At 70.5% G+C, this 26,542-nt stretch carries 18 protein-coding genes and 2 pseudogenes; 8 read left to right on the top strand and 12 right to left on the bottom strand.

The genetic code is table 11. The annotated features are described in order from the left end of the window. Positions 1–22 precede the first annotated feature (22 nt). Both ACWENQ_RS03890 and ACWENQ_RS03885 read right to left on the bottom strand, forming a co-directional pair. Positions 23–1,066, bottom strand: a complete 1,044-nt coding sequence (locus tag ACWENQ_RS03890) for a CAP domain-containing protein (protein ID WP_452412811.1) — start codon at positions 1,064–1,066, stop codon at positions 23–25. A 425-nt stretch (positions 1,067–1,491) separates the two neighbouring features. Continuing rightward, positions 1,492–3,333 (bottom strand): serine hydrolase domain-containing protein, encoded by a 1,842-nt coding sequence (locus ACWENQ_RS03885; protein ID WP_452412810.1) that lies wholly within the window; start codon positions 3,331–3,333, stop codon positions 1,492–1,494. Positions 3,334–3,727: 394 nt separating this feature from the next. Between ACWENQ_RS03885 and ACWENQ_RS03880 the strand changes: the two genes are divergently transcribed. After that, a complete protein-coding gene (locus ACWENQ_RS03880) occupies positions 3,728–3,892 on the top strand; it encodes a hypothetical protein (RefSeq protein WP_449916514.1) in 165 nt (54 codons plus the stop codon). Positions 3,893–4,029: 137 nt separating this feature from the next. On the opposite strand, the gene ACWENQ_RS03875 is transcribed toward ACWENQ_RS03880, so the two are convergent. After that, positions 4,030–5,175: a serine hydrolase domain-containing protein gene (locus tag ACWENQ_RS03875; protein WP_452412809.1), complete on the bottom strand. Its 1,146-nt coding sequence runs from the start codon at positions 5,173–5,175 to the stop codon at positions 4,030–4,032. Between the two features lie 123 nt (positions 5,176–5,298). On the opposite strand from ACWENQ_RS03875, the gene ACWENQ_RS03870 reads away from it, so the two are divergent. From ACWENQ_RS03870 to ACWENQ_RS03855, 4 genes and pseudogenes are all read left to right on the top strand, one after another. Further along, on the top strand, positions 5,299–8,427 hold the full coding sequence (locus ACWENQ_RS03870) for an AfsR/SARP family transcriptional regulator (protein WP_452412808.1): 3,129 nt from the start codon (positions 5,299–5,301) through the stop codon (positions 8,425–8,427). A gap of 44 nt (positions 8,428–8,471) precedes the next feature. Continuing rightward, positions 8,472–8,588 (top strand): annotated as a pseudogene (locus ACWENQ_RS03865) (serine hydrolase); the annotation flags it as partial. Positions 8,589–8,760: 172 nt separating this feature from the next. Continuing rightward, positions 8,761–8,988 (top strand): hypothetical protein, encoded by a 228-nt coding sequence (locus ACWENQ_RS03860; RefSeq protein WP_452412993.1) that lies wholly within the window; start codon positions 8,761–8,763, stop codon positions 8,986–8,988. Positions 8,989–9,107: 119 nt separating this feature from the next. Then, positions 9,108–12,023: a BTAD domain-containing putative transcriptional regulator gene (locus tag ACWENQ_RS03855; RefSeq protein WP_452412986.1), complete on the top strand. Its 2,916-nt coding sequence runs from the start codon at positions 9,108–9,110 to the stop codon at positions 12,021–12,023. 34 nt (positions 12,024–12,057) lie between these two features. On the opposite strand, the pseudogene ACWENQ_RS03850 reads toward ACWENQ_RS03855, so the two are convergent. From ACWENQ_RS03850 to ACWENQ_RS03840, 3 genes and pseudogenes are all read right to left on the bottom strand, one after another. Beyond that, positions 12,058–14,117: pseudogene (locus ACWENQ_RS03850) on the bottom strand (ABC transporter ATP-binding protein). Then, positions 14,114–15,022 carry an ABC transporter permease gene (locus ACWENQ_RS03845; RefSeq protein WP_452412807.1) on the bottom strand — a complete coding sequence of 303 codons (909 nt, stop codon included), beginning with the start codon at positions 15,020–15,022 and terminating at the stop codon, positions 14,114–14,116. Before ACWENQ_RS03845 ends, ACWENQ_RS03850 begins: the two are co-directional and overlap by 4 nt. After that, complete coding sequence (locus tag ACWENQ_RS03840) at positions 15,015–15,995, bottom strand: ABC transporter permease (RefSeq protein ID WP_449916526.1); 981 nt, start codon at positions 15,993–15,995, stop codon at positions 15,015–15,017. Before ACWENQ_RS03840 ends, ACWENQ_RS03845 begins: the two co-directional genes overlap by 8 nt. 152 nt (positions 15,996–16,147) lie before the next feature. Between ACWENQ_RS03840 and ACWENQ_RS03835 the strand changes: the two genes are divergently transcribed. From ACWENQ_RS03835 to ACWENQ_RS03825, 3 genes are all read left to right on the top strand, one after another. After that, positions 16,148–17,755 carry an N-acyl-D-amino-acid deacylase family protein gene (locus tag ACWENQ_RS03835; RefSeq protein WP_449916529.1) on the top strand — a complete coding sequence of 536 codons (1,608 nt, stop codon included), beginning with the start codon at positions 16,148–16,150 and terminating at the stop codon, positions 17,753–17,755. A 199-nt stretch (positions 17,756–17,954) separates the two neighbouring features. Further along, entirely contained in the window at positions 17,955–19,694 is a 1,740-nt protein-coding gene (locus tag ACWENQ_RS03830) for an ABC transporter family substrate-binding protein (protein ID WP_452412806.1), read from the top strand. 127 nt (positions 19,695–19,821) lie between these two features. Next, entirely contained in the window at positions 19,822–20,607 is a 786-nt protein-coding gene (locus tag ACWENQ_RS03825) for a carbon-nitrogen hydrolase family protein (protein ID WP_452412805.1), read from the top strand. A gap of 20 nt (positions 20,608–20,627) precedes the next feature. On the opposite strand, the gene ACWENQ_RS03820 is transcribed toward ACWENQ_RS03825, so the two are convergent. From ACWENQ_RS03820 to ACWENQ_RS03795, 6 genes are all read right to left on the bottom strand, one after another. Then, positions 20,628–20,933 carry an ATP-binding protein gene (locus ACWENQ_RS03820; protein ID WP_452412804.1) on the bottom strand — a complete coding sequence of 102 codons (306 nt, stop codon included), beginning with the start codon at positions 20,931–20,933 and terminating at the stop codon, positions 20,628–20,630. Between the two features lie 52 nt (positions 20,934–20,985). Beyond that, on the bottom strand, positions 20,986–22,164 hold the full coding sequence (locus ACWENQ_RS03815) for an ABC transporter permease (protein WP_452412803.1): 1,179 nt from the start codon (positions 22,162–22,164) through the stop codon (positions 20,986–20,988). A gap of 2 nt (positions 22,165–22,166) precedes the next feature. Beyond that, on the bottom strand, positions 22,167–22,844 hold the full coding sequence (locus ACWENQ_RS03810) for an ABC transporter ATP-binding protein (RefSeq protein ID WP_354913179.1): 678 nt from the start codon (positions 22,842–22,844) through the stop codon (positions 22,167–22,169). Beyond that, a complete protein-coding gene (locus ACWENQ_RS03805) occupies positions 22,837–24,798 on the bottom strand; it encodes a peptidoglycan-binding protein (protein ID WP_452412802.1) in 1,962 nt (653 codons plus the stop codon). The genes ACWENQ_RS03810 and ACWENQ_RS03805 overlap by 8 nt, the downstream gene beginning before the upstream one ends. A gap of 57 nt (positions 24,799–24,855) precedes the next feature. Then, positions 24,856–25,608 (bottom strand): hypothetical protein, encoded by a 753-nt coding sequence (locus ACWENQ_RS03800; protein WP_452412801.1) that lies wholly within the window; start codon positions 25,606–25,608, stop codon positions 24,856–24,858. Positions 25,609–26,319: 711 nt separating this feature from the next. Next, positions 26,320–26,454, bottom strand: coding sequence for a hypothetical protein (locus ACWENQ_RS03795; RefSeq protein WP_452412800.1), 135 nt, complete (start codon positions 26,452–26,454; stop codon positions 26,320–26,322). Between the last annotated feature and the right edge of the window lie 88 nt (positions 26,455–26,542).

Raw genomic sequence — 26,542 nt, 5'->3', positions numbered from 1 at the left:
CGCGGGTGGCGTCCTGCGCGGCTCACCTCAGGGCGAAGTTCTGCGTCCAGTACACGCGGTTGTCGTGGCCGAGGGCACGTCCCACGCCGATCACCCTGTACTCGCAGTTGAGGATGGCGTCGCGGTGACCCCAGCTGGACTTCTCATCGTGGTACAGCCACCCGTCCATCGCCTGGGCCAGCGTCAGGTTGGTGCCGAGCGCCCAGTTCTCCGACTTCTGCGCGGGGGTGAATCTCCCGGACTTGATGCGGTCCGGTGGCATCGTTCCGTCAGAACCGATATGGCCGCGCTTGGAGTCCCCTTCCGGGTACGCGGTGATGAGTCGGGCATAGTTCGCGGCCAGGTCTTGGCTGTGAGCTCTCGCTATGTCGCTGAGCCGAACGTCGATCCGCACGCTCGGATCGGGGCAGCGGCCTTCGTCGCGCCGTACCCGGATGACCTGGTCCACCATCTGCTGCATCTCAACGGTGGGGAAGGTCGTCGACCTCGCCCTGATCCTTTTGCCGAAATCCCAGGTCTGGTTGACGGCCCATGCGCTGGAACTGGAGGTGACGCATGACCATTGCTGCAGGGGGGCGCCGACCTGTGGCGGCTTCGGAAAATTCGGATTGGCCGCATCGAGGCATTTCCGACCGTAGACATTCTGGATTCTGACCGGACCCGAGCAGTTGAGCCTGTCGGCCGAACACTGTCCGCCCTCAAGAGGCTCGCGACGCCAGTGCTGGGTCGGGTGCTCGCCGCATTCCTGCTGGTCTATCCTGACCCCGTCCTGATGCGACGCGGGGAACCGGAGAGCGAGGCATTTCCCCGACTGCAGCGACTTGATGCGAAAGGAGCCGTTCCAGCCGTCCGGCTCACCGATGGGCTCGAGCCTGAAGTGGTCATCTCTCGATGACCAGCGCGGATACCAAAGGACCGGCGGCGCGTCGGCGGACTCCGGCCCGGCCTGCACGAGCAGGCCGCTGGCCACGTTGCCGATCCACACGGTCACGGGTTGACGGACTCGGTCACGGCCGACTTCGACGGCGCCGGAAGCCGGGAGGGTCGACGTGACGACGAATGCCATCGCGACAATTGACCGCGACGCACGCCTTCCCGTTTTGAGTACGCTCGCTGCCATGACAGTGCCTCCTCTTACGAGTTGGCCATATCATCCGACTTCACGAAAAGCGTCTTGCGCAGAGCTCACCGAAATGGGCCGGCCGGTTGAGGGAGCAGAAAAAGCATACCGCTGTTTCGACAGGCCTCGCCCCGCATATCACGTAATCTATGATTTGCAAATCCTTGAGTGTAACGGCCCGACGAGAATAAGGACGCCGATTCCCTGGCCTGTCTCAAGGGTTGGGGAGGGAGCAGACCATGTCCCCGCTCCGGTTCGCCCCCGCCCTCCTCGTCCCGGCCGAGGGCGGGAGGCTGACGGCCGCGCCTGCTGAGCAGCCTGCGGCGGCCGTCCCGTCCCAGCCGGACACCTGCCTGCCGGGCCCTGCGGGCTCAGGCCCAGCCGTAGACCGATCGGATGGCCGAGGCGATCTCGTTGACCAGGTCCATGTTGTCGCCGTTGGCCAGGATCGCGTACCCGGCGCCGAGCTGCGGATAGCCCTTGAACACAGACTTGAAGCCGTAGTTGGAGCCGTCGTGGGTGTAGGAGAAGCTGTTCGTCCCGGAGCCGGCGATGAAGAAGCCGCGCCCCATGGTGGGCTGGGGGCCCGCGGTGAGCAGCGTGCGGGTGGAGGCCTTGGAAAGCGGTCCGGCGATGTCACCGGAGGCGGTCCACGCCTTGTTGAGGTAGCACACCAGGCGGCACAGGTCGAGGACGTTGGTGTAGAGGCCGGCGGCGGCCGACTCCGGGTAGCGGTTGCGCTTGCCCGGGATGACTGCGCCCGCCTTGGTGTGGCCGGCGGCCAGCTCGAAGCCGGGCGACAGCGCGTACGAGCTGTTCTTCATGCCGAGCGGCGCGAACACCTCCTTGTCCATGTACTGGGCCAGCGGCAGGCCGGTCTTCTGTTCCACCATCCGCTGCAACAGCACGAACCCCGCGCCGGAGTAGTGGAACTCGGCCCCCGGGCTGGTGGACAGCTCGATCTTCGGGGAGTCGCCCTGGCCGTTCATGACCTGGAGCAGCGAGGGTACGGCAGCGTCCGGGCCGTACCCGGCGAAGCCGCCGCCACCGGCATCGAAGCCGGAGCAGGCGCTGACCGGAAAAGTGGAGCCACGGCCGATGACGCCGGCCCGGTGCGTCAGCAGGCGGTCGATCGTCGGAACCGCCGTCGAGGAGACGCAGGAACGGCCCGGCAGGGTCCAGCCGAGGTAGGGGCGGACGTCGTTGGTCAGGGGCTGCTTGAGCGTCTGCATGAGGCGCAGCACGCCGACCGAGGCCACGGCCTTGCTGATGGAGGCGGCCTGGAACGCGGTCTCCGGGTGCGCCGCGGCGCCGCTGCCCGCCTCCAGCCAGCCGTACCCGGTGGACCAGGCGATCTTGTTGCCGACCACCACCGCGATGGCCACTCCCGGCGTCTTCCACGCGCTCATCCGCTGCCAGATGGTCGCGCCGCCCACCGCGTTCTCCACCTGCCGCGCCCGGTCGGCGGGCAGCGACGGCACCTTGCCGCGCGTGCTCAGCGACCAGCCGCCGGCCGGCGAGAAGTCGACGTTGTGGATCTGCCAGCCGTCGGCCGCGAGGTCGTTCATCTCCTGGAAGCAGGCCTCATCGATGCCGCGCACGTGCAGCTCGTCCTGCGCGACGACCGCCCACCCGCCGCTCTTGGGGAAGGCGACGCGGGTCACCCGCCGTCCGCCCTGGGTCAGGTTGCGCATCATCTGGTAGCACTCGTCGTCGACACCCCGGGCGAAGAAGGCCTTGGTGTCGGCCACCACCCAGCGGTTCCCTCCGGCCGGCGGGAACGCGACGTGCACGACCTGCTGGCCGGCGGCGTAGCTGTCGCTGACGCGCTGGTGGCACTCCTCGGGAAGGCCGCGCGCGGACATCCCCCTGTCACTGGTGATCACCCAGCGGTCGCCGCCCTCCGGCGGGAAGGCCACACAGTGGATCTTCGCACCCGCGTCGACCATCTTGCCGAGCTCGGCGAAACACGCGTCGGGCACGCCGCGGGCGAAGTAGCGGCCGTCCTGGGTGACGATCACCCAACCGTTGGACGGCGTGAAGGCCACAGCCGCGATGCCGTACGGCGCCAACTCCCCCATCTTGGTATGCATCTCGTCAGGGACGCCGCCGTTGGCGAACGGGTAGCTCGCCGCCAGCGCCCGCCGAGGGAGATCCACGGCGAGCAGGCCTGCGGTGGCGCCGGTCAGGGTGAGGAAACGTCTGCGGTCCATGGGGGTGAACTCCTCGGAGCGGGCCCGAGCGCGGGGCACCGACGGTCAAGAAATGCCTTCGAAGCATGGCAGACCACTGAGGCTTCTTGATCCGCCGGACATGTCAGAACCGGTAGCGGAGAACGCGCGCCCCTTGCCGCGACAAGGCGGTACTGCGGGCGGTGAGACGGGTCAGCGCGCGGAGCGGTTGCGGGAACCGGGCGGCTTCCGGCGCGCGGGTGAGGATCTGCTCCTCGACCAGTTCGAGGCCGGCGTCCCAGGACTCCGGTTCGTGCGGGTCACTAGCAACGTCAACGCAGGGCCGGCCCGTTCGCCTCGCCAGACAGGCCAGAACAGATCGGGACAAAGCGCTGTTCGCCCGCCTGACCGCCACGCCGGCGCCGATGCTGGCGACATGGACGCTCACGACAACCCCCACACCCTGACCCCCGAGGAGCGGGCAGACCTCACCGCCGAGGAGCGGCCGGCCATGCCGCTGGAGGACGAGCCGCAGACTGACGCTGTACACAGGCGGGCGCTGGCAGTGTTCGAGGAGCGGCGACGCCGGGGCCCTGCCTGACCGAGCACCCTCACACCGTGGGGGGCGCCCGCCCCCGCACGAGGTGGCCGCCAAGCCTCACCGGGTCTTCCTGCCACGGGCCGGGAACAGCCGGGAAGGTCCACGAAGGCGGCGCGGTCGCTGCCCGAGCCTGGTGCCTATGCGCCGAGCGTGATGCCGAGCTCCGCCTCAGCCATCTTGAAGAGGAGATCCCAGCTCTTCGCCTCGGTGTTGGTGTGGAAGGCGATGGTGCGCTCGCCGTCGGGGGTGCCCAGCGCGCAGAACATGTGCCCCCAGTAGCTGCCGGCCACCCCGCCCACGGTACGCCCGCCCGTCACCGCCCTGTCGAGCTCGAACAGGCCGAGGCCGTAGCGGGTGTGCGGCAGCCAGCCGGCACCCTCGGTGGAGACCGTGGTCCACATCTTGTGGTGCTGCGCGGGTGGCAGCAGGCCGCCGCCGGCCACGGCGTCGACGAACCGGATCATGTCGCCGGTGGTCGAGACGAGGTTCCCAGGCTCCCAGGAGGTGTCGAACTCGGTGACGTCGAGGGGTTCGAGCCCGGGTTCCTCCATCATCGACTCCCAGTTCTCCGGGGTGACGGCTGCCGGGTCGACGCCGTCCTTGTAGAACTGGGTCGAGTACGCGCGCGGGTACGGGCCGCGGTACCCCGTGTCACCTTGGGACCGCACGTAGGTGGAGGACAGGCCGAGCGGCCGGATGACCGTGCGCTCGACCTCGCGGGCGTAGGTGTCGCCGGTGACCTTCTCGATGATCGCGTGGGCGATGGAGAAGCCGCCGTTGGCGTAGAGGAAGCGTTCGCCGGGCTGAGCGACCGGCGGCTGGGACACCGTCAGCCTCAGCAGGTCCTCGAGGGTCCAGACGTCGAAGCGGTGCTCGGCGAATCGGGATCTGCTGGCGTAGCCGGACACCAGCTCCGGCGCGAGACCCGTCGCGAACAGGCCGCCGGTGTTGCTGAGCAGGTGCCTGATGGTGATCCTGTCGCCGTCGTAGCCGCCCGCGTCCAGCACACCGGGCAGCCACCTGTTCACCGGATCATCGATGTCCAGCCGGCCCTCGGCCTCCAGGGTGAGGATCGCGGCGGCGGTGAAGGCCTTGCCTGCGCTGCCGACGGGCAGGTACTCCCCCGGCCCGCGCCTGGCCCCGGTCGTCAGGTCGGCCACTCCTGCGGTGCCGAACCAGGTGCCGTCCGCGTCCTTGACCTCGGCGACGATGCCGGGGATCCCGAGCTCGGCCACCGCCCACTCCAGCAGCCGCTGCGTCTTCTCGTGCCCCTTGCCTGTCATGTCGTGCCTTTCAGGAAGTCGTCGTTGACGGTCTCGACGATGCCGATCGGCGATGACAGCGCTCTTACAGCGCTACGACAGGCGGCGCGGTCCCTGTAAGCGGGTCCTCATAGCCTGGTGGCCATGCGGGTTGAGGTGCTGGGGCCGGTCCGGGCCTACGGCGACGGCGGCGCGCCGATCGACGTCGGCGGGGCCAGGGTTCGTGCGCTGCTGGCCAGGCTGACGCTGGCGGGCGGTGAGGTGGTGCCGGTCGATTCGCTCATCGACGGACTGTGGGGCGACCGCCCGCCGCGGGAGAGCGCCAGAGCGCTGCACGCGCTGGTGTACCGGCTGCGGAGGGCGTTGGGCGAGACCGAGGTCGTGGAGCTGGCGTCCGGTGGATACCGTCTTCACGTACGCGCCGAGGACGTCGACGCCTGTCGTTTCGAGGAGCTGGCCAAGCAGGGCCGCGGCGCGCTGGCCGCCGGTGCCGGACGGGAGGCGGCCGCGCTGCTGGGCGAGGCGCTGGCGCTGTGGCGGGGCGACGCGCTGGCCGACGTGCTCGACGTCCCTTTCGCCGGTACGGCTGCCGCCCGCCTGGAGGAGCTGCGTGCCGCGGCCACCGAGGACTGGTTCGAGGCGGAGCTGCTGCTGGGCGACCACGGCGAGATCCTGGCCGGGCTGGAGGCGGCGACCGCGGCGCATCCGCTGCGCGAACGGCTGGCCGTCCTGCGGATGCGGGCGTTGCACGCGGCCGGCCGCCGGTTCGAGGCGCTGGCCCTGTTCGAGAAGGTGCGCCGCACGCTCGCCGAGGAGCTGGGCGTCGACCCCTCCGAGGAGCTGCGCAGGACGCACCTGGCGGTGTTGCGCGGCGAGGGCGAGCTGCCGGAGCGCTCCCGGGCGGCGGCGGGTCGGCTGCCGTCCCCGCTGACCGGCTTCGTCGGCCGGCAGGAGGAGCTGAAACTGCTCGCGGGCCTGTTGGAGAGCTCGCGGCTGGTCACGGTCGTGGGTCCCGGAGGAGTGGGCAAGACCCGGCTGGCCGTGGAGGCGGTGAGCCGGCATCGGGCCCATCGGCGCGGCCGCGTCTGGCTCGTCCCCCTGGCCGGGGTGGACACGCCGGCCGGGTTGCCCGAGGCGGTGCTGGGCACGATCACCACGACAGCGGCCCTGCCGCCGGGGACGCCGCTGGATCGATCGGTCGCCCTGTTGGCCGGTGGCGAGGGCGTGATGGTGCTGGACAACTGCGAACAGATCTCCGAAGCGGTGGCCGAGTTCGCCTGGCAGGTGCTCGAGCGCCTGCCGAACCTGACCATCCTGGCCACCAGCAGGGAGCCGCTGGAGGTCATGGGTGAAGCGCTGTGCCGGTTGGCTCCGCTCGCCCTGCCCCCGGCACACGCGGATCCCGTTCGCGCCGCGGAGGCGACCGCGGTACGGCTGTTCCTCGATCGGGCGGTCGCCGTACGGCCCGGCTTCGTGCTGGACGAATCGACGGCGGGCCCGGTGGTGGACATCGTGCGCCGGCTGGACGGGCTGCCGCTCGCCCTGGAACTGGCCGCGGCGCGGCTGCGCACGATGAACGCCGGCGAGCTCTCCCGGCGGCTGGATGATCGCTTCCGGCTGCTCGACACCGGCAACAGGACGGCCCAGCCGCGGCAGCGGACTCTACGCGCGGTCATCGACTGGAGCTGGGACCTCCTCACCGATCAGGAGCGGACACTCGCCCGCCGGATGTCGGTGTTTCCGGCCAAGGCCGGTCTCGGCCCGATCGAGGCGGTGTGTTCGGATGGCTCCGCGGGAGATGTCGCCTGTCTGCTGGATTCCCTGGTCGACAGGTCCATCGTGGAGCGGGCCGGTGACGGCTACCGGATGCTGGAGACCATCCGGGCCTACGCGGCCGGCGAACTCCGCTCCGCCGAGGAGCGCGAAGCCGTACGGCACAAGCTCACGCGCCACTACGCCGGCCTGGCCGAGCGTCACGAACCGCTGCTGCGCTCGCACCAGCAGGCGGAGTCGCTGCGGTTGTTCGAGTTCGAGTACGACAACCTCGTGTACGCCCTCCAGACGGCCATCGACGACGGCGACGCCGAGGCGGCGGCCCGGATCCTCGGCCCGCTGTACTGGTACTGGGACACGCTGCGTTATGACGGCCGGGCCGATGCCTACGTGGCGAGGGTGCTGGAGTACGGCGACGCGCTGCCCCCGGCGGCCAGGGCCGCGTTCACCACGATCCACCTGCTGGCCGGTGGAGGAGACGCCGAGCGGTTGCGGGCGGCGGCCGAGGACTGCGCGCGGACGGGCGCGCTGCTGCGCTATCCGATGCTGCTGGCCATGACGCTGACGGCGGCCTTCATGGCAGGCCTGGACGACCTGGTCGACCGGGAGACAACCCGGGTCCGGGACGGCTCGGACGGCTGGGCCATCGCTCACACCCACCTGGTCGAGGCGCTGCGCAGCCGTACCCGCGGAGACTGGGCGGGCGGCGCGAGCGCGGCGGCGAGGGCGTTGCGCGCGTTCGAGGAGTCGGGCGACCGGTGGTGGACCGCGATGATGCTGAACGGCACGGCGCAGATCCATGCCATCGAGGGCCGCCACGACCAGGCGGTCGCCGACCACGAGCGCAGCATCTCGCTCAGTATCGGCCTCGCCTGGCAGGAGGAGATCTCATCCCGGCTCGGGCTCGCCACCGAACGCATGCGCGCCGGCGATCTGAAGGGCGCCGGGCACGACCTCGAAACCGCGCGGCAGGCGGCCTGGGACCACGGTCAGCCCATGCTGGAGATCCAGGTCCACGCCTGCTCGGCAGAGCTGTATCGCCGCTGCGGCGAGATCGACCGAGCCGATCGAGAACTCGACCGGCTGGAACGGGTCGCCCGCGAGTGGTCCCTTCCCGCCGAGACGAGCCAGAGCCTGCTGCTTCCCGCCAGGACGGCCAACCTCCTCACCGCCGGTGACGCCGTACGGGCGCGCGAGATGCTGCCCGCCGCCGTCCAGGCGGCACAGGCGAACATGGACCTACCGCCGGCCGCCCAGCTCCTGGCCCGGCTGCTGCTGCTCGAGGGCGAACCGGCGGGCGCGGCCACCGCGCTCGGCATGAGCGAGGCCATCCGCGGCACCTTCGACCGCGGCGATCTGGAGCTGAACGCGCTCGTGGCCACCCTGGTGGACCGGCTCGGCCGTACCGGCTATGCCAGGGCCTATCAGCGGGGCGCCGACATGCCCCGGCAGGAAGCGATCGACAACCTGATCAACACCCGCACGGAGTCACCGAGCTGATCGGGCCGGCCGGTGGCCTGCGGATCGATCAGCCTGCGCTGAGGGTGGCGGTCTCTCAGCCGCCGGTCGGTGAGCCCGGCGAACGCTTCGAGTACGCCAACGGCGGCTTCCACCTCGCCGGCGCGATCATCGAGAAGGTCACCGGCAACGGCTATGCCGAGGAGGTCAAGCGCAGGGTCATCCGGCCGCTCGGCCTGACCCGCACCTACGTGCGCCCCTCCACGGACACGGGATACCCCGATCCGCACCCGCGGGGATACTCGAACCTGTTCTTCAAGGACGGCGTCGACCCGGCGGCGGTCACCCCTGAGAACTGGGAATCGCTGATCGAGGATGCCGCACGCCCGCTACGGCCTCGGCCTGTTCCAGTTCGACAAGCAGGCGACGGGCGGCCGGACGCTGCGCGGCGTCGGCGGCAGCCTCTGGGGATCCTGGTTCTTCGCGGTGGGCACCCCCGACGGCCGACACACGATCGCCGTCCACACCAACACCGAATGGAAGACCTGGGACCCCATGTTCGAGATCATCGAAGCGGAGTTCGGCATCTCCGTCGGCGCGTAAGCACGCTGCCCGCCACCGGCTCGCGATGTCCGCCCGAGGCCGGCGGACGCCGGTGGCCACCTCGCCGGCCCGGCCACGCGGGGAGATCGGACCGGATTCGCGGCAGGAAAGCGATCTCCATGATTCGGTCGCGCGCGTTCCCCTATAGTTTCGGCCCGGGGGTGTTCGTGGCGGTACGGGTGGCTGTGCTGGGGCCGGTGCGCGGCTGGCGTGACGGTGCGGAGATGCGGCTCGGGCCGCCGAAGCAGCGGGAGCTGCTGGCGGTGCTGGTGCTGGCCGGTGAGCGTACGGTGCCGATCGAGGGAATCATCGACGCCCTGTGGGACGACGAGCCCCCGGCTTCGGCGGTCTCGATCGTGCGCACCTACGTGTCGCTGCTGCGCAAGGCGATAGGCCATGAGCACCTGGTGTCGCGGGGACGCGGGTACGCGCTCACCGGCGTCGGCACGGATCTGGCCGACTTCGAGAGGCTGACCCGCCAGGGTGCCTACCGCGAGGCGTTGGAGTTGTGGACGGGTGAGCCTCCCGGCCTGCGCGGACCTCACCTGCGCCGCCTGGAGGAGGCCAGGCTCCTGGCCATCGAATCGGCCTGTGCCCAGGATCTGGACAGCGGGCAGGCGCCCGGTCAGGTCCTGGCAGAGCTGGCCGAGCTGTCGGCGCGATATCCGCTGAGGGAGCGGCTGCGGGCCTTGCTGATGCGAGCCCTGGCCGCCGGCGGACGCCGTCCTGAGGCGCTGGCGGTCTTCGCCGACCTGCGGCAGACGCTCGCCGACGAGCTGGGCATCGACCCCAGCCCCGAGGTGGCCGAGCTGTTTCAGCGCCTGCTGAGCGCCGACGACGTTCCCGCGCCCGCCGCGATGCGGGTCCCGGCGCGCCCGGCGCAGTTGCCGCCCGTTCCTGCCGACTTCACCGGCCGCGCCGAGCTGGTCGCCGGCCTGGTCGCGACGTTGGCTGCCCGAGCTGGGCAGGCGCCCATGGTCACGGTCATGACCGGCATCGGCGGCGTCGGCAAGACCACGCTGGCCGTGCGGGCGGCGCATGCCGTACGGGAGCACTTCCCGGACGGGCAGCTCTTCGCCGACCTGCAGGGCGCAGGAACCGCGCCGGCCGATCCGGCGGCTGTGCTGGCCGCCTTCCTGCGGGCGCTGGGCGTCGCCGACGAGCTCCTGCCCGAAACGCTGGAGGAGCGGGCGGCGCTGTTCCGCTCCACGGTGGCCGATCGGCGCGTGCTGGTGGTTCTCGACAACGCCCATGATCGCGCACAGGTGTTGCCGCTGCTGCCGGGCTCGTCCTCCTGCCGGGTGCTGGTGACCAGCAGGGCACGCCCCTACCTCCTGCCGGGCGCCGGCCTCGTCGAGGTGGACGTACCGCCCACCGCCGAGGCGCTGGCGCTGCTGGAGCGGATCGTCGGCACCCCGCGGGTGGCCGCGGAGACGGCGGACGCCGAGCACCTGGTCGAGCTGTGCGGGCGCCTGCCGCTGGCGGTGCGGGTGGCCGGCGCCCGGCTCGCCACCCGCCACGGCTGGCCGATCCGCGTGATGGTCGACAAGCTGGCCGACGAGAGCAAGCGGCTGGGCGCCCTGCGGACCGCTGACGTGGCCGTGAGTGCCGCCTTCGAGCTGTCGTATCGCCAGCTCGATCCCTCCCAGGCCCGAGCCTTCAGGCTGCTCGCGCTGTCGCAGGGGCCGGACCTCCCGCTGGCGGCCGCCGCCGCGATGCTGGACCTGAGCGAGGTCGAGACCGAGGATCTGGTGGAGTCGCTGGTGGATCTCAGCCTGCTGGAATCCCCCTCCCTCGGCCGCTACCGCTACCACGACCTGCTGCGCGCCTACGCACGCTCGCTGGCCGAGCCCGACCGGCCGGCGCTCGCCCGGCTGCTGGAGCACTACCTCGCCACGGCAGGCAACGCCTTCACCACCCTCAATCCAGGCGATCCCTCGGCCGCCTCGGTGACGGCTGAGGGAGGGCTCACCTTCGACACGATCGAGGCGGCCACCGCGTGGGTCGCCCGTGAGCGGGATTGCCTCATCCGGGTACAAGCGGTGGATCTCTCGAGCGAGCTGCAGATCCTCGACCTGATCCTGCTGCTCGCCTATGAGTCCAACAGCCTGGTGCCCAGGTTCCACGACCTCGCCGCCCGCGCCGCTACCGCGGGCGAGGTCTTCGTCGAGGGGCGCGCCCGCGCCTCCCTCGCCCATGTCCTGCGAGACGCCGGCCGCCTGGACGACGCGATCGCCGAGTGCGCCGCGGCCCTGGAGGTCACCCTGCGCGCGGGCGACATGAACCACCATTGGGTGGCCCTGTCGACCATGGGCGTAATCCAGGCCGATCGTCACGACCGCCAGGATGTGGCGCTCGACAGTTATCGGCAGGCCGCGGCAGGCTTTCACGAGCTCGGCGAGCGCTATCAGGAGGCGGCCATGCTCTATGGCGTCGGCCAGCGGCTGGCCTCCCTGGAACGCTATGACGAGGCGATCGAGACCCTCCATGAGGCCGAGACCGTCATGCGGGCCCACCTGGGCGACGACGTCCGCGACCCGTACGCCGTGGTCGCGATGGCCAAGGTGTACACCCGCGCCGGACGCCACCATGAGGCGCTTCCCCTGCTGCGGGAGGCGCTGGCGTTGTTCCGGCAGCGGCGCAATTTCTCGTGGGAGCAGTCCACACTGATCTACCTGGTCCGGGTGCTGCTCGCGCTGGATCGCGCCGCCGAGGCTCTGCCCCACGCCGAGGCGGCCGTCGTGCTGGCCGAGGAACGCCGCGGCGGCGGCTGGGCCGACGGCGCGTCCTGGAGCGAGCTGGGCCAGGTACTGCACGCCCTGCGCCAGCACAGCCGAGCGCGCTCGTGCTGGGAACGGGCACTGGAGCTGTACGAACAATTTCCCGCCAAGGCCGCGGAAGTCAGAGCGCTGCTGGAAAGGCCCGTCCCGAGGGGGCCGGCCCAGGCTGCGCGACAGCCGTCTCGCGGCCACGAGAACAGCTCAGCGGTGGGCGACACCGGCAACGCCGCAAGAGACGCGACAGCGGCCCGGTAGGACGCCTGTGCCGGCCATGGCCGGCTTGACTGCTTCACCCGGCGGCGGCCTCCGCGTAGTGGCAGGCGACCGCGTGGCCGTGGCCGCGCTCGGCCAGGTCGGGCGGCTGCTCGACGCAGACCCTCCGCTCGGCCTCGGTGAGCCTCGTGAACTTCGGACAGCGGGTGCGGAACCGGCAGCCGCTCGGCGGAGCGGCCGGGTTGGGCACGTCGCCGCCGATGACGATCCGCTCGCGCGCCCTTACCCGTTCGAGCCGCGGGTCGGGCAGCGGGATGGCCGAGATGAGCGCCTGGGTGTAGGGGTGAGCGGGCCGGTCGAACAGCTTGTCGGTGTCGCCGACCTCGACGATCCGGCCGAGGTACATCACCGCGACCCGGTGGGCGATGTGCCGGACCACCGACAGGTCGTGGGCCACGAACAGGTAGGCGAGACCCAGCTGCTCCTGGAGGTCCTCGAGCAGGTTCACCACGCCCGCCTGGATCGAGACGTCGAGCGCCGACACCGGTTCGTCGAGCACGATCAGCTCGGGCCGCATCGCCAGCGCCCGGGCGATGCCGACGCGCTGGCGCTGACCGCCGGAGAACTCGTGCGGGTACCGGTTGCCGTGTTCGGGGTTGAGCCCGACCGTGGCGAGAAGCTCCCGTACCCGGTCCGGGCCCTCCTGGCGGTAGGTGTCGTGGATGCGCAGCGGCTCGGCGATGGCGTCGCTGACGGTCATGCGCGGGTCGAGGGAGGCGTAGGGGTCCTGGAAGACGATCTGCATGCGCTGCCGCAGCCGGCGCATCTCCGCGGCGCCGACGGTCCCGAGATCCAGGCCATCGAACACCACGTGCCCGGAGGTCGGCGGCTGCAGGTTGAGCACGGCCCGCCCGGTGGTCGACTTGCCGCAGCCCGACTCGCCGACCAGCCCGAGGGTCTCACCCCGGTGCAGGTCGAAGGAGACCCCGCAGACGGCGTGCACCTGCCCCGCCGTACGCCGCGACAACCCCTTGCCGCGTACCGGATAGTGCTTGACCAGATCTCGCACCGACAGCAGCGGCGACCCGTTCATCGTGCGCCTCCAGGGTGGTCGGCCGAGGTCAGGGCGAAGACGTCCTCGGGACGCCGCCCTTCCAGGTCGGCGGAGAAGTGACAGGCGGCCAGATGGTCCGGGGCGGAGGCGGCCAGCAGCTCGGGCTCGGCGCTCTCGCAGACCTCCTGCCGCATCGGGCAGCGCGGCCCGAACGGGCACCCCGGCGGCAGGTCGAGCAGGGACGGCGGCGAGCCGGTGATCGGGACCAGCCGCTCGCCCCTGCGCGCGTCGTCCAGCCGGGGGAGGCTGCCGATCAGGCCCAGCGTGTACGGCATGCGCGGCTCGTAGTAGATGGAGTCGACGTCTCCGAGCTCCACCGGCCGGCCCGCGTACATGACGAGGACCCGGTCGACCGTACCGGCGACGACGCCCAGATCGTGGGTGATCAGCACCATGGCGGCGTCGGTCGCGGCCCGCGCGGTCTCCAGCGCCCGCAGCACCTGCGCCTGGACGGTCACGTCGAGCGCGGTGGTGGGCTCGTCGGCGATGATGACGTCGGGGTCGTTGGCCATCGCGGTGGCGATGACGACGCGCTGGCGCATGCCGCCGGAGAACTCGTGCGGGTAGTCGCGGGCGCGTTCCCTGGGACGGGGGATCTGCATGATCGCCAGCAGCTCGATCGCGCGTTCGCGGGCGGCCGTGGCGCTGACGTCGTTGTGCGCCCTGACCGCCTCGGCGATCTGGTCGCCCACCGGGTAGACGGGGTTGAGCGAGGTCATCGGGTCCTGGAAGACCATCGCGATCCGGCCGCCGCGGATGGTCCGCAGTTCCTTGTCCGGTGCCCCGATCAGCTCCTGGCCGCGGAACCGGACCGAGCCGCCGACCTTCGCCGAGCCCGGCAGCAGGCCCATCACCGCCATCGAGGTGACCGACTTGCCGGAGCCCGACTCGCCGACGATGCCGAGCACCTCGCCCCGCCGCAGGGTGTAGCTGACGCCGCGCACCGCTCTGACCAGGCCGTCTTCGGTCGGGAACGACACGGTGAGGTCCTCGACCTCCAGCACGATCTCGCGTTCGGTCATGGGCGCACCTTCCGCTGGGTGGGGTCGAAGGCGTCGCGCAGCCCGTCTCCGATGAAATTGATGGTCAGGGCGATCACCACGATGAACGCGCCGGGGAAGTAGAACAGCCAGGGCCGGGTGCTGACCGCCGTGGTGGCCCCGCTGACCAGCAGGCCGAGCGAGGTGTCGGGCGGCTGGACGCCCAGGCCGAGGAACGACAGGGCCGTCTCGACCAGGATGGCGGCCGCCACGAGGATCGTGACGTTGACGATGATCGGCCCGAGCGCGTTGGGGATCAGGTGCCGGAAGATGATCCAGCGGTCGGTGGCGCCGAGCGCGCGGCCGGCCTCCACGTATTCCTTCTCCCGCAGCGACAGCACGACGCCGCGCACCACGCGGGAGACGTACGCCCACTGCAGGGAGGCGATGACCAGGGCGACGAACCACCACGAGCCCGAGGTGCCGCGGGTCAGCACCGCGGCGACCGCCAGCAGCGGCAGGGTGAGGACCAGGTCGGCGAACCGCATCATCACGCTGTCGACGACACCTCGGTAGTAGCCGGAGAAGGCCCCCCACAGGGTCCCCACCAGCCCGGCCAGTAAGGCGATGAGCAGGGCGATCTCGATCGAGCGCTGGGTGCCACGCAGCACTTGGGCGAAGGTGTCGTGGCCGAGGTTGTCGGTGCCGAAGGGATGCTCGAACGAGGGCGGCTCCGACACCGCCGAGGTGATGTCGGCGTAGTCGTGGCGCCAGAGCGCGCCGCCGGCGAAGGCCAGCAGGACGACGGCGACGAACAGCACCAGGCTGATCACCGCCGCCTTGTGCCGCAGGAAGCGGCGCAGCACCAGCTCGCCCTGGCTGCGCTGGCGCACGACGGCAGCCGACGGCGAGGGGCGGACCGCCACCGTCTCGGTGTTCTTACTCATAGCGGATCCTCGGGTCGAGAAGGGCGTACAGGAGGTCGGCGATGAGGTTGAACACGATGACCGCCACTGCGACCACGAGCAGCCAGGCCAGCACCGCGTAAGCGTCGCGCTGGTTGACCGAGGTGACGAGGAAGTCGCCGAGCCCGCGCCACTGGAAGACCGTCTCGATGATCACGGCGCCGGAGATCAGGGAGGCGAAGTCGAGCGCGGTCACCGTGGTCATGGGGATGAGCGCGGTGCGCAGCGCGTGCCGTACGACCACACGTCTCCGCGACAGTCCCTTGGCCCGTGCGAACAGCACGTAGTCGCTGTTGAGCACGTCGAGCATCGAGGCGCGCTGGAACCGGCTCCACGCGCCGAACGAGATCAGCGCCAGCGAGATCGTCGGCAGCACCATGTGACCGGCCGCGTCGGCCAGCTGTGCCCAGGCGCCGCCGTCCACGACGACGGATCTCTCGCCGATCGTGTACACGACCTGGTCCCCGACGAGCTGGTTGAGCGAGATCCCGCCCTGCTTGAGCAGGACGGCGAACCAGAACGACGGCATCGACAGGAACAGGAACGCGGCGAAGGTGAACCCGTAGTCAACGCCCGAATACTGCTTCACCGCGCTGAGGACGCCGACCACCACGGCGAGCAGAAGGGCCAGGACGACGGCCACGGCGATGAGCCGCAGTGTGACGCCGAACCTGGCGGCGATCTCGTGGCCGATGTCCAGGTTGGTCCGCACCGAAGGGCCGAAATCCCCGCGGGCCACGCCGGCCATCCAGGTCCAGTACCGCTGCAGCACCGGCTGGTCCAGGTGCAGCCGGTGTTCCTCGACGGCGATGACCTGCGGGGACGGGGGCGGGTTGCGGCCCTTGAGGTTGGCGAGCGGGTCGCCGGACATCGTCACCAGCAGGAACACGACGAAGGTCGAGGCCACGATCACCGGCAGGGCGACCAGGAGGCGGCGGAACGTATAGGTGAGCACGGTCGGATCACCGCTCTCTGTCGCGGGTGAGCTGTGGTCACTCAGTGCAGTCGTTTCGGCCGGCGTGCACTTCGTCGTACGCGACGTAAGATCGGCGTCAGTTCATCGGATCCGATGAACACTCGGCGCGCCCGGCGTCGCAGGATGACCGCATGTCGGCTTCTCTGGTGATCCGCGGTGGCACAGTCCATGACGGCAGCGGCGGCCCCGGCCGCGTTGCCGACGTCCTGGTCGAAGGCGATCGCATCGTCGCCGTCGGCCCCGAGGCGGGCGGCCACGACGCGCCCGCGCTGGACGCGACCGGGCTGGTGGTGGCGCCCGGGTTCGTGAACGTGCTCAGTCACGCGTACTTCACCCTGGAGACGGACGGCCGTGGCCTGTCCGACCTCTACCAGGGGGTCACCACCCAGGTCTTCGGCGAGGGAATCTCGATCGGACCCTTCACCCCCGCCGTCCGGGCCGAGCTGGAAGCGGTCTTCGGTCCCGCCACTCCCCCGCTGGTGTGGGAGCGGTTGTCGGAGTTCCTGGCGCACCTGGAGAGCAAGGGCGTCGTCCAGAACGTCGCAAGCTTCGTCGGCGCGGAGAACCTGCGCATGATCGGGGCGGGCTCGGAAGACCGGCCGATGACCGCCGCCGAGCTCTCCCATGTCCGCGGCGTCCTGGACGAGGAGATGGCCGACGGCGCGCTGGGCCTGGGATCGGCGCTCATCTACCCGCCGGGATGCTTCGCGCCGACCGACGAACTGGTCGCGCTGTGCGAAGTCGTCGCACGGTACGACGGCATGTACATCTCGCACCTGCGCAGCGAGGGCGACCACTTCCTCGACGCGGTCGACGAACTGATCGAGATCGGCCGCCGCGCCGGGGTACGGGCCGAGATCTACCACCTCAAGGCGGCCGGACGTCGCAACTGGCCGAAGATGGCCCGCGCCGTGGAGAAGGTCGAGGCCGCCCGCGCCGCCGGCCGGCCGGTGACCGCCGACATCTACCCCTATCTGGCCGGGCAGACCCACCTGGCCGCCGCGATCCCGCCGCATTTCCACGAGGGCGGCCACGAGGCGCTCGTGGCTCGCCTGGCCGACCCGGCCGAGCGCGCCCGCATCCACGAGGGCGTGCGGACGCCGTCGGAGCGGTGGGAGAACATCTACCTGGCCTCGGGCGGCGCGGACGGCGTGATGCTGCTGCCCGACCCGAAGGGGCCGGTGGCCCGCTACCGGGGGCTCAGCCTCCGGCAGACGGCGGAGAAGCGGGGCGCCGACCCGGTGGAGACGCTGTTGTGCCTGGTCGAGCAGGATCCGTCGCTGCACGCCATGTACTTCATGATGGACGAGGAGGTGCTGCGGACCGCGCTGCGCAACCCGTGGGTCTCCGTCGGCTCCGACGCCGAGACCTTCGCCGCCGAACCGCCCCACACCGACGTTCCCACCCATCCGCGTGCCTACGGGACGTTCGCCCGCGTCCTCGGCCGATACGTGCGCGAGCAGGGGCTTCTCACGCTCGGCGAGGCCGTACGCCGGATGACCAGCCTCCCGGCCGCCAACCTCGGCCTGCGCGACCGTGGCCTGCTCACCCCCGGCGCCTACGCCGACATCGTCGTGTTCGACCCCGCCACCGTCGGCGACCTCGCCACCTACGAGGACCCGCACCGCTACGCCCGCGGGATCCGGCACGTGGTGGTCAACGGGACGACCGCGCTCGCCGACGGCGTCCCCACCGGGCAGCTGCCCGGCCGGGCGCTGCGGCGCGGCAGGTCACGGTGAAGGAGCAGGCGGAGCAGGTCCTCGGCCGGCTCGGCGCGCGAGCCTGGGTGCAGGTACGCCGTGGGCGTCTTCACCCGCGCTGCCGACCCCACCCCCAACGCCCCACGCCTCGACACGCTGATCGGCTGGGCGGCTGCCGAAGCCGTCGCTCAGCTGCGCGGCGAGCGCCACTGAACCTTCTCACCCCTGGGAGCCGACCATGGCTATCCGCAGAACGAACTCGATGGCTCTGACGGCCGGCGCCCTGGCGCTGCTGCTCACCGCCTGTGCGGGCGGCGGCGGCGCGAAGACGGCGACGTCCGGCGACGGCCGCGTCACCGGCGAGCTGAACACGGTCAACACCACCACCGCCGTCGGCACCGGCGGCACAGTGACCTACACGATCACCTATCCGATCTCGAACTGGAACGTCCTGAACACCGGCGGCGCCACCTACTCGGTGATCGACATCTCCAGCGTGCTGCTGCCGAACGCGTTCGTCATCCAGCCGGACGGAACGGTGGCCCGCAACGAGACGCTCGTGACGAGCGCGGAGAAGACCGCCGACAAACCGCAGACCATCACGTACACGATCGACCCCAAGGCCGTCTGGTCCGACGGCACGCCGATCACGGCCGACGACTTCGCCTACACCTGGCGGGCGCTCAACCCCCGCCAGTGCCCGAAGTGCCAGGCCGGCAACACCGCCGGCTACGACCGGATCACCTCGGTCAAGGGCTCGAACCAGGGCCGGACCGTCACCGTCGTCTTCGACCGGCCGTACGTCGACTGGCAGGCCCTGTTCTCGCCGATCCTGCCGGCCCACGTCGCGAAGACCTACGGCCCCACCGACACCCCCGCCGGCCTGGAGAAGAGCTTCAACGAAGGCTTCGCCAAGTCGGTCCCGAAGTTCTCCGCGGGCCCGTTCAGGATCGAGGAGTTCACCGCCGACGGCTCGGTGGTGATGGTCCGCAACGAGAAGTGGTACGGCAAGGCGCCGCACCTGGACAAGCTCGTCTTCCGTCTCATCACCGACGTCTCCCAGCAGCCGACCTCGCTGGCGAACGGCGAGGTCGACGTGATCTATCCCAACCCGCAGGTGGACATCGTGCAGCAGGTCGACGACCTGCCCGCGGTCCGCTACCAGGTGACGCCAAGCGCGTCGGTTCACCAGATCTGGCTGAACCACAACGCCCCGGCCCTGAAGGACGTCGCCCTGCGCAAGGCGATCTTCCAGGCGGTGAGCGTGAAGGACCTGATCGCCAAGACGATCGGCCAGTTCGACAGCACCGCGGAGCCTCGGCTGAGCCAGATGTTCCTCAGCGGGGCGCCCGGCTACGCCGACGTGGTGAGCGCCTTCGAGTACGGCATCGGGGACGCCGAGAAGGCCAAGAAGACGCTGACCGACGCCGGATACACCGGAGTCGGCACGAAGCTCGTCGCACCGGACGGCAAGGCCGTGGGTACGCTGCGTTTCGCCGTCCAGGCGGGCGACCAGCTGCGTGCCAGCGAGGCACAGCTGGTCAAGGCCGCGGTCGCCCCGCTGGGCGTCGACGTGCAGGTGGCCACGGTGTCCAACACGATGGACGCCGTCCAGGAAGGCAACTGGGCGCTCACGGTGGGCACGGTGTCGCAGTCGCCGTTCACCGCGACCAGCAACATCCCGTACTTCCTGAGCTGCGAGGAGGGCGCGAGCTTCTGCCGCTTCAACCTCGGCAACTACGGCAACCCCAAGGTCGACGAACTCCTCGACGACGCCCTGTCGGCGACCGACGCCGAAGAGGCGACCAAGAAGCTGCAGGAAGCCGACAAGATCGTCTCATCGGACTATTCGATCCTGCCGCTCTACCAGAACAGGTCCTTCCTCGCCTACAACGCGAAGCTCGGCAACATCCGCGACAACAGCCTGGCGTTCCCGACCTACAACAGCGAGCAGTGGGGCCTGCTGAACGGCTCATGACCTGCGGCGGGCCCCCTTCGGCTCAGTTCCGGACGATCTTTGACATCTTGGTCACCAGTCTGTTTCGGCCCCACTCTGAGTGCAGACGACGAACGACGAACCGGGGTGGCCTGTGCGAGTTGCAGCCTTGCAGTCGAAACTGGACGGGTGGCGGGCGGGTGGCCTTCCTGCAGCGATCAAGCTGTGTGAGCGGCAGGAGGTCGAGCTGCTGGTGCTGCCCGAGTGCTACTTCGGCGGCATGCGCGCCGCCAGGCCCGACGCGGATGCGGTTGCGATGGCGGCGCCTTACCCGGACTTGGTCGAGGCGCTTCGCGACTGCCCTTCGGAACTGACTGTGGTGGCCGGCTTCACCGAACGAGCCGGCGACGGGGCGCTGTACAGCTCGGCGGCGGTGTTGCGTGCGGGGCGGCTGCTCGGCGTCATGCGCAAGCTGTTTCCTCGAGAGCCGGCTTTCAACCCGGGTGAGGAACTACCGCTCTTTCATCACGGCGGATGCGCCTTCGGTGTCGTGATCTGCAACGACGCCAACTTCGTCGAGCCGTCCCGGCTGCTGGCACTGGCCGGGGCCCGCCTCCTCGTGTGCCCGCTGAACAACGATCTTCCCATGGAGGTCACCCGCGATTGGAAGGTCCGGACGCGATCAGCGCTCATCGCTCGAGCGGTGGAGAACGACTGCTGGGTGATCGCGGCTGATGTATGTGGCAGGGCAGAAGGACGGCAGGGAGGCGCGGCGACGCGGATCATCGGCCCGGATGGCCGCATCCTCGGTGAGGCGGACGGAGCGGAGCCGGGCTTGGTGGTGGCGGACATCGATACGACGGGCAGGTCCATGCTGCCGCGCTGGGATGTGGCGCAGAACCCAGCTGTCTTCGGAAAGTGGATGGGAGCCCTGGCCGATCGCGCCAGTGGTTGAGGCAAGGCGTGATCGCTTCCTCATCGGTCTCGCCGCCCGAGCGCGCCCTTGAGCGCGTCGGCCTGTGCGTCGGGGAGCCCGTCCACCCTGGCCAGCCCAGGCAGGAGCACCTGGTGCAGGGTCGCGAACGGCAGTTCGGCCTCGGTTTCCACGCCGGTGCAGCGCAGGATCCCACACCCCTCGGCCGCGCGTGCCGCGCTGTCGAGGAGCGCCGTCTTGCCGATGCCCGGGTCGCCGCGGACGACCAGGACCCCGCTGCGTCCGGCCCGCGCGCCGTCCACCAGGTCCCCGATGGCCCGCTCGTCCTGATCTCTCCCGCGCAGCATGCCAAGCAATGTGGCGATCGCGGGCCGCTCACCCCCGCCGGCCGTTCGCCGGTCAGCGCAGGGCGTCGACGGGCTCCATCCGGGCGGCGCGCAAGGCCGGATACAGTCCCGCCAGAAGCCCGACCAGCGCGCCGACCGCGGGGGCGGCCAGGGCCAGACGGATGTCCAGCACCGGGGTCCACTGGCGGACGGCCGCCACCACGACGACGGCGACGGTGCCCAGGCTGGCGCCGATGACTCCACCGGTCAGGCCGATCAGGCTGGACTCCAGCAGGAACTGAGCGGCTATGTGGCGACGGGCGGCCCCCAGAGCTCGGCGCAGGCCGATCTCGGCGACGCGTTCCATGATGGTGACCAGGGTGACGTTGGCGATCCCGACCGCGCCCACGATCAGGGAGACCAGGCCGAGGATGAGGAACAGACCGTTGACGTCGTCCTGGGCGCCGTCGCGGGCGCGCTTGGGGCTGGGCGGGGCGATCACCTGGAGTTCCCCGGTGTGGTTGGGGCTGAGGGCGAGGGGGGCCTGGCGGGCGATCAGCTCGGCGGCGCCCAGCTGGGTGCCGACCAGGACACGGGTGACGTTCTTCAGGCCGAAGTCGGGGCCGAGGGTGGGCGGCACCAGGACCGCGCTGGCGAGGATCTGCTCGCGCTGCAGGCCGCCGATGATGCCGATGACGGTGTAGGCGCGGTCGTTGATGAACACCGCCGGCGCGTGGTCCAGCCGGGTGATGCCGAGCATGGCGGCGGCCTGCTCGCCCAGCACGACGACGCGGTCGCCGCGGGTGAGGTGGCCCGCGTCGTAGAAGCGGCCGGTCAGCAGTCTGCCGCGGGTGGTGGCCGGCAGGTCCGGGGTGGCCGCGACGACGGCGAGCGTCTGCCCTGCCACCTGGGTCGGGTCGAGCAGGTTGTTGGCGGTCACCACGAGGTTGGAGCTCTTGTCGCTCTGCGCCAGCGCGGTGGCCGATACCACGCCGCGCAGCCGCCGCAGGTCCGCGGCGGCCTCCCACGACACCAGGGCCTGGCGGCTGTTCTGCGGCACCTCGACGGTGACACTGGTGGCCAGCAGTTCGTCGAAGCGGCCGACGATCTGGTTGCCGGCGGTCGCGGCGATGCCCATGGTGACCACCAGCGTGGTGATCCCCAGGACGGTGCCCAGGGTGGTCAGGGCCGATCGGACGGGACGGGCCAGCATCCCCGCCAGGGACTCGGCCCACAGATCGCGGATGTTCATGCTCACCCCTGCTCGGTCAGGATGCCGTCGCCGATGCGCACCCGGCGCTTGGCGTGGGCGCTGACCTCGTCCTCGTGTGTGATCACCAGGATGGTCAGGCCCTGGGAGCGCAGCCCGTCGAACAGGTCGAGCACGGCCTCGGTGTTGCGGCTGTCGAGGTTGCCGGTGGGCTCGTCGCACAGCAGCAGCGACGGACGGGCCATCAGGGCGCGGGCGATGGCCACCCGCTGGCGTTCGCCGCCCGACAGGCGGTCCGGCCGGAAACCGATGCGGTGTCCCATGCCCACCTGCTCGAGGGCCTGCTCGGCACGCGCTAGGCGACCGCGGCGCGGGTGCTGCCCGTAGACCTCGGCGAGCATCACGTTTTCGGCCACCGTCCGGTGCGGGAGCAGGTGGAAGGACTGGAAGACGAACCCGATGCGCGCGCCGCGCAGCCGGGTTCGCGCGCCGTCGCGCAGGGCGGTGGTCTCGATGCCGTCCAGCCGGTACGAGCCCGAGCTCGGCCGGTCCAGCAACCCGAGAATGTTCAGCAGAGTGGACTTGCCGGACCCGGACGGGCCGATGATGGCCACGTAGTCGCCGTGGTCGACGCGCAGTGTGACGTCGTCCAGCGCGCGCACCGGCGGGTCGGCGGGGAACTCCCGGCAGACGCCGGTCAGCTCGATGACGGGCTCAGGCATCGCTCACCACGACCCGGTCGCCTTCCTTGACCGTCCCGGCCTGCACGGGCGTGATCTCCACGTTTCCGTCGGCGGTCAGCCCGGTGCGCACCTCGACCTCGCGGGTCCTGTCGCCGTCGAGCGCCACCCGCACCCGAGGACGGCCGTCGGCGGAGGTGACGACGGCGGCGACCGGCACGCTGAGCACCTCCCCTTCGGTCGAGCCGACGGAGATCCGCACCGTCAGCGACGAGCCGACCAGCGCCTTGAGCCCCTTGGCGGTGTCGGGAGTGAGCAGGACCGGCACCGAGCCGGTGTCGGGCGTGTCCTGCTTCTCGTCCTTCTTGTCCTGCGAGGTGACGCGGGCGGCCTCCCCCGTGGCGGTCAGCCTGGCCTGCAGCAAGGTGCCGTCGAGGGTTTCCATGGTGGCCTTCTGGTTCCGGCGCAGCAGCTTGGCCTCCTTGGCGTCCACCGACCCGGTGATCGCGAAGGCGGAGCTCGTCACGGTGGCGACCTTGGACTCGATGGTGTCGCCGGGCTTGACCTCGGCCTTGTCGATACGAGCCGGCAGCGTCGGGAGGAAGACGACCTCGCCCGCCGGGAGACTGACGCCATAGGTCTTGAGGAACCCGGCCAGCATGTCGCGGGCGTCGGCCAGGCCGGCGGCGCTGTTGCTGACCTTCATCCGCAGCGGCGAGACCTCCCGGGCCCTGCGCAGGCTCTGCTTGGCGGTGGCCTCGGCTTCCTTGGCGGTGCGCACCCCCTTGCGCAGCTCCTCCAGCCGCTTGTCCTGCTCGTCGCGGACTTGCTCGAAGTAGTCGTCCACGGCCGTGCGGGCCTCGTCCAGGGCCTGCCGGGCGTTGGCGAGCTTCATCTCCAGCAGGCGGGTGTCCGTCGAACGGAACGGTGTGGGAGTGGGCAGCGGTGGCGCAGGTGGTGGCGGGGTGCCGGAGGGTGTGCCGGACGGCGTCGGCGCGGGCGGCGGCGCCGGCGGCGGGGTGTTGTTGTTCTGCTCCATGGCCTCGGTCAGTTCCTTCTCGGCCGCGAGCACCGCTTCCTCGGCGGTGCGCACAGCCTGCCGCAGGCTCGTCAGCTTGGCGGCCTGATCGGGCGTCATGTCCTGCCGCATCGCCTCCCGCAGCGCCCGCTCGGCCGAGCGCAGGTCGCGGCGGGCGTTGTCGAGGCGCAGCTTGAGCGGCTGGACATCGAGACCCTCATCCAGCGCCTTGCGGGCCTCGGCCAGCTCCGCCTGCCTGTTGCGCACGGTCTCGCGGTAGGTCTGCAGGTTCTTGCGCGCCTCCATGTCAGGCTCCTGGGCCTGGTAGCCGCGCTTGGCGTACCAGCGTTTCACCGCGGTGACGGTGGCCTGGTCGAAGACGCCCGAGACAGGCACCCGCACGCCCTTGCGGCGCAGCGCGCGCTGCAGTTGGCGGACGTCGTCTCCTTCGGTGCCCGGCACCAGCGGCCGGTACATCGGCAGCCGCCCGCGAAAGACGAACACCGGCCGCCCGTTGACCTGCATCAGCACGTCACCCTCACCGATCGGGCCGGTTTGGGGCGCCTTGGTGACGCGCTGGGGCGTGCCGCCGCCTCCGCCCGTACCGCCGCCTCCACCCGTGGCGCCGGTCACGCCGACCGTGCCGGCCAGCGTGACCGGCAGCGGGGAGCCGTAGGTGAGCGTGCCGTTCACGGTGACGGTGCTGGTGAGCTTCCGCCGTTCGACCAGTGCGGTGACCAGGGACGGCTTCGGCGGGCGGCGCGCGGCCAACTGGTCGGCGGGGGAACGCAGATCCGCACCCACCGCCCAGCCGACGCCGGCGAGCGCCACCACCGCGGCCACGACACCGGCCAGCACCTTGTTCCTCGAGAGACCGGCCTTCGAGGCACCCGACCTGCCTGTGCCTGGGCCGCCGGGACCGCCTGGACCGCCGGGCTCCGCGGCCGGCTCGCCTGCGGACGCCCTGAACTTGCGCATACTGAACTCGCTTCGATGCAAAGGGAGGGAGGGGTGGAAGCGGCGGGCCCTCAGGGGCTATCCCTCGACGGCCATGGGCATGCCCATGCCCGCGAACGGGCCGGCCTGCTCGTAGACGGCGTTCAGCTTGGGCCGGTAGGCGGCGTAGAAGTCCTTGCCGCACTCCAGGTCGTCCAGCGCGGCCTTGATCTCGCGCGTCAGGAGAGGGCGGGCCTGCTCGGGCGTGGGTTTCTCGCCGAGCTTGCTCAGCTCCTGCCCGAACGACCCCTCGGTGCTGTTGGCGATCTCGACGGGTTGCTGGGAGGTAACCGTGAAGCCCTTGCCCTTGAGACAGTCGGCGAACCGGCCGGCCAGCTCCACCAGGCGGGCGTCGCCGTTCAGCTCGCGGTTGATCGCCTGCTTCATCATCTCGGACTGGGCCTTCGCCGCCTCCTGCATGGAGGTCATCTTGCGGCCGGTTTCCTTGTTGAGCATCTCCAGCATGCACGCGTCCATCCCGGCGAAGTAGGCGTCCCGCTGCGCCTTCGACAGCCCGGCGACGACCTTCGCGTTCGGGTCGTCGCCCGGGCCCTCAACGGTCCGGGAGACCATGCGCCCGCCCGGGTCGTTCGGATAGACGATCGAGGCGGCCCAGCCGAAGCCGTACTTGCTCCGGTGCTTCTTCATGGCCTCGTAGTCGCCGGACATCTCCTTCTTCTGCGCTTCGGGGAGGTCCGGCGCGGAGACGATCGGGTGGTAGGTGAAGCCCTTGCCCTTCATGCAGGCGGCGAGCTGGGCCTGGTTCTGGCGCTGCTTGTTCTGGGGATCCACGGAAGGAGCCGCCGATGGCTGCGCCTGACCGGTCGAAGCGCAGCCGGTCATAGCGGCCAGCAGGGCCGCGCCGGCCACCACGGTTGCGAGCGATCTGTGGGAGTGAATCATGGGGGCCTCTCGCAGGTGACAAGGGGATGAGCGGGCAGCACGAAGCACCGCGGCGCAACCGTGCAGTCAGGCCCGCTCATCGGAGTTCGTCCATCGGGGGTGGTCTCGCGGTACTGGGCCGCGAAGCCGGTTCACCTTCCCGTGGGCTTGCTGAAGCGAACCTGAACGCACCTGAAGCGCGGTGCACGGATCGAGGGCAGCGAGCGACCGCGTACGCCCTCGACCCCCCTGCCCGGCTTCGTCACTGCGGAACTGCTGGCCGCGGGCTCGGCTTCGTTGATCATTCCGTGTATGTTCCGGATCCTGCTGTGGCGACGTGCCAATCTGGCGGACATGGAGACTGGTTCCGCGCGCAGGGTCCTGGCCGTAAAGCGGGGTGGTCCGTGGCTGGTGCTCGTCAACGGGACCACCTGGAACGTCGAGTCGCGAAACGCTGGGGTGGATACCCCAGCGTTTGCACTCTTACCGCTCTTGGAGAGGCCTAGGGACGAAGGTGAGAGGCTTGCCGGGCAGGTGCTTGGTCCCGGTGATCCAGACATCGCCCAGGTCCTGCATGCGGTCATCCAGTGTGGGCTTTCGGGGCCGTCCGAGTATTGGATCTCACGAGCGCTGGCGTGGATGATCAACGATGAAGTCGGGCTCTTCGCCGGGCTGCTCAGGGAGATCGCTGTCGGGCGGTCCAGTTCTCAAGCCACACAGCATGCCGCGAAACGGCTCTTGAAGCAGAACGGTCATTGGCCAATCATCCGGCGCCAATCTCGCAGCTAGCGTGGAAGATTTGGGGCGGTCCCGCTCTGAGCTGCCAAGCCGCAGGTCAGAGGGC

The sequence above is a fragment of the Nonomuraea sp. NPDC004354 genome, assembly GCF_053602555.1.
Note: the sequence above shows the minus strand (reverse complement) of the source record. Positions and strands in the feature narration are given on the sequence as shown.

Coding starts and splice junctions, on each gene's coding strand:
- ACWENQ_RS03835 (WP_449916529.1), top strand. CDS start 16,148: ATGTCGGCTTCTCTGGTGATCCGCGGTGGCACAGTCCATGACGGCAGC.
- ACWENQ_RS03820 (WP_452412804.1), bottom strand. CDS start 20,933: ATGCTGCGCGGGAGAGATCAGGACGAGCGGGCCATCGGGGACCTGGTG.
- ACWENQ_RS03795 (WP_452412800.1), bottom strand. CDS start 26,454: ATGACCGTTCTGCTTCAAGAGCCGTTTCGCGGCATGCTGTGTGGCTTG.
- ACWENQ_RS03870 (WP_452412808.1), top strand. CDS start 5,299: ATGCGGGTTGAGGTGCTGGGGCCGGTCCGGGCCTACGGCGACGGCGGC.
- ACWENQ_RS03890 (WP_452412811.1), bottom strand. CDS start 1,066: ATGGCATTCGTCGTCACGTCGACCCTCCCGGCTTCCGGCGCCGTCGAA.
- ACWENQ_RS03875 (WP_452412809.1), bottom strand. CDS start 5,175: ATGACAGGCAAGGGGCACGAGAAGACGCAGCGGCTGCTGGAGTGGGCG.
- ACWENQ_RS03880 (WP_449916514.1), top strand. CDS start 3,728: ATGGACGCTCACGACAACCCCCACACCCTGACCCCCGAGGAGCGGGCA.
- ACWENQ_RS03830 (WP_452412806.1), top strand. CDS start 17,955: ATGGCTATCCGCAGAACGAACTCGATGGCTCTGACGGCCGGCGCCCTG.
- ACWENQ_RS03860 (WP_452412993.1), top strand. CDS start 8,761: ATGCCGCACGCCCGCTACGGCCTCGGCCTGTTCCAGTTCGACAAGCAG.
- ACWENQ_RS03855 (WP_452412986.1), top strand. CDS start 9,108: ATGATTCGGTCGCGCGCGTTCCCCTATAGTTTCGGCCCGGGGGTGTTC.
- ACWENQ_RS03815 (WP_452412803.1), bottom strand. CDS start 22,164: ATGAACATCCGCGATCTGTGGGCCGAGTCCCTGGCGGGGATGCTGGCC.
- ACWENQ_RS03805 (WP_452412802.1), bottom strand. CDS start 24,798: ATGCGCAAGTTCAGGGCGTCCGCAGGCGAGCCGGCCGCGGAGCCCGGC.
- ACWENQ_RS03810 (WP_354913179.1), bottom strand. CDS start 22,844: ATGCCTGAGCCCGTCATCGAGCTGACCGGCGTCTGCCGGGAGTTCCCC.
- ACWENQ_RS03845 (WP_452412807.1), bottom strand. CDS start 15,022: ATGAGTAAGAACACCGAGACGGTGGCGGTCCGCCCCTCGCCGTCGGCT.
- ACWENQ_RS03885 (WP_452412810.1), bottom strand. CDS start 3,333: ATGGACCGCAGACGTTTCCTCACCCTGACCGGCGCCACCGCAGGCCTG.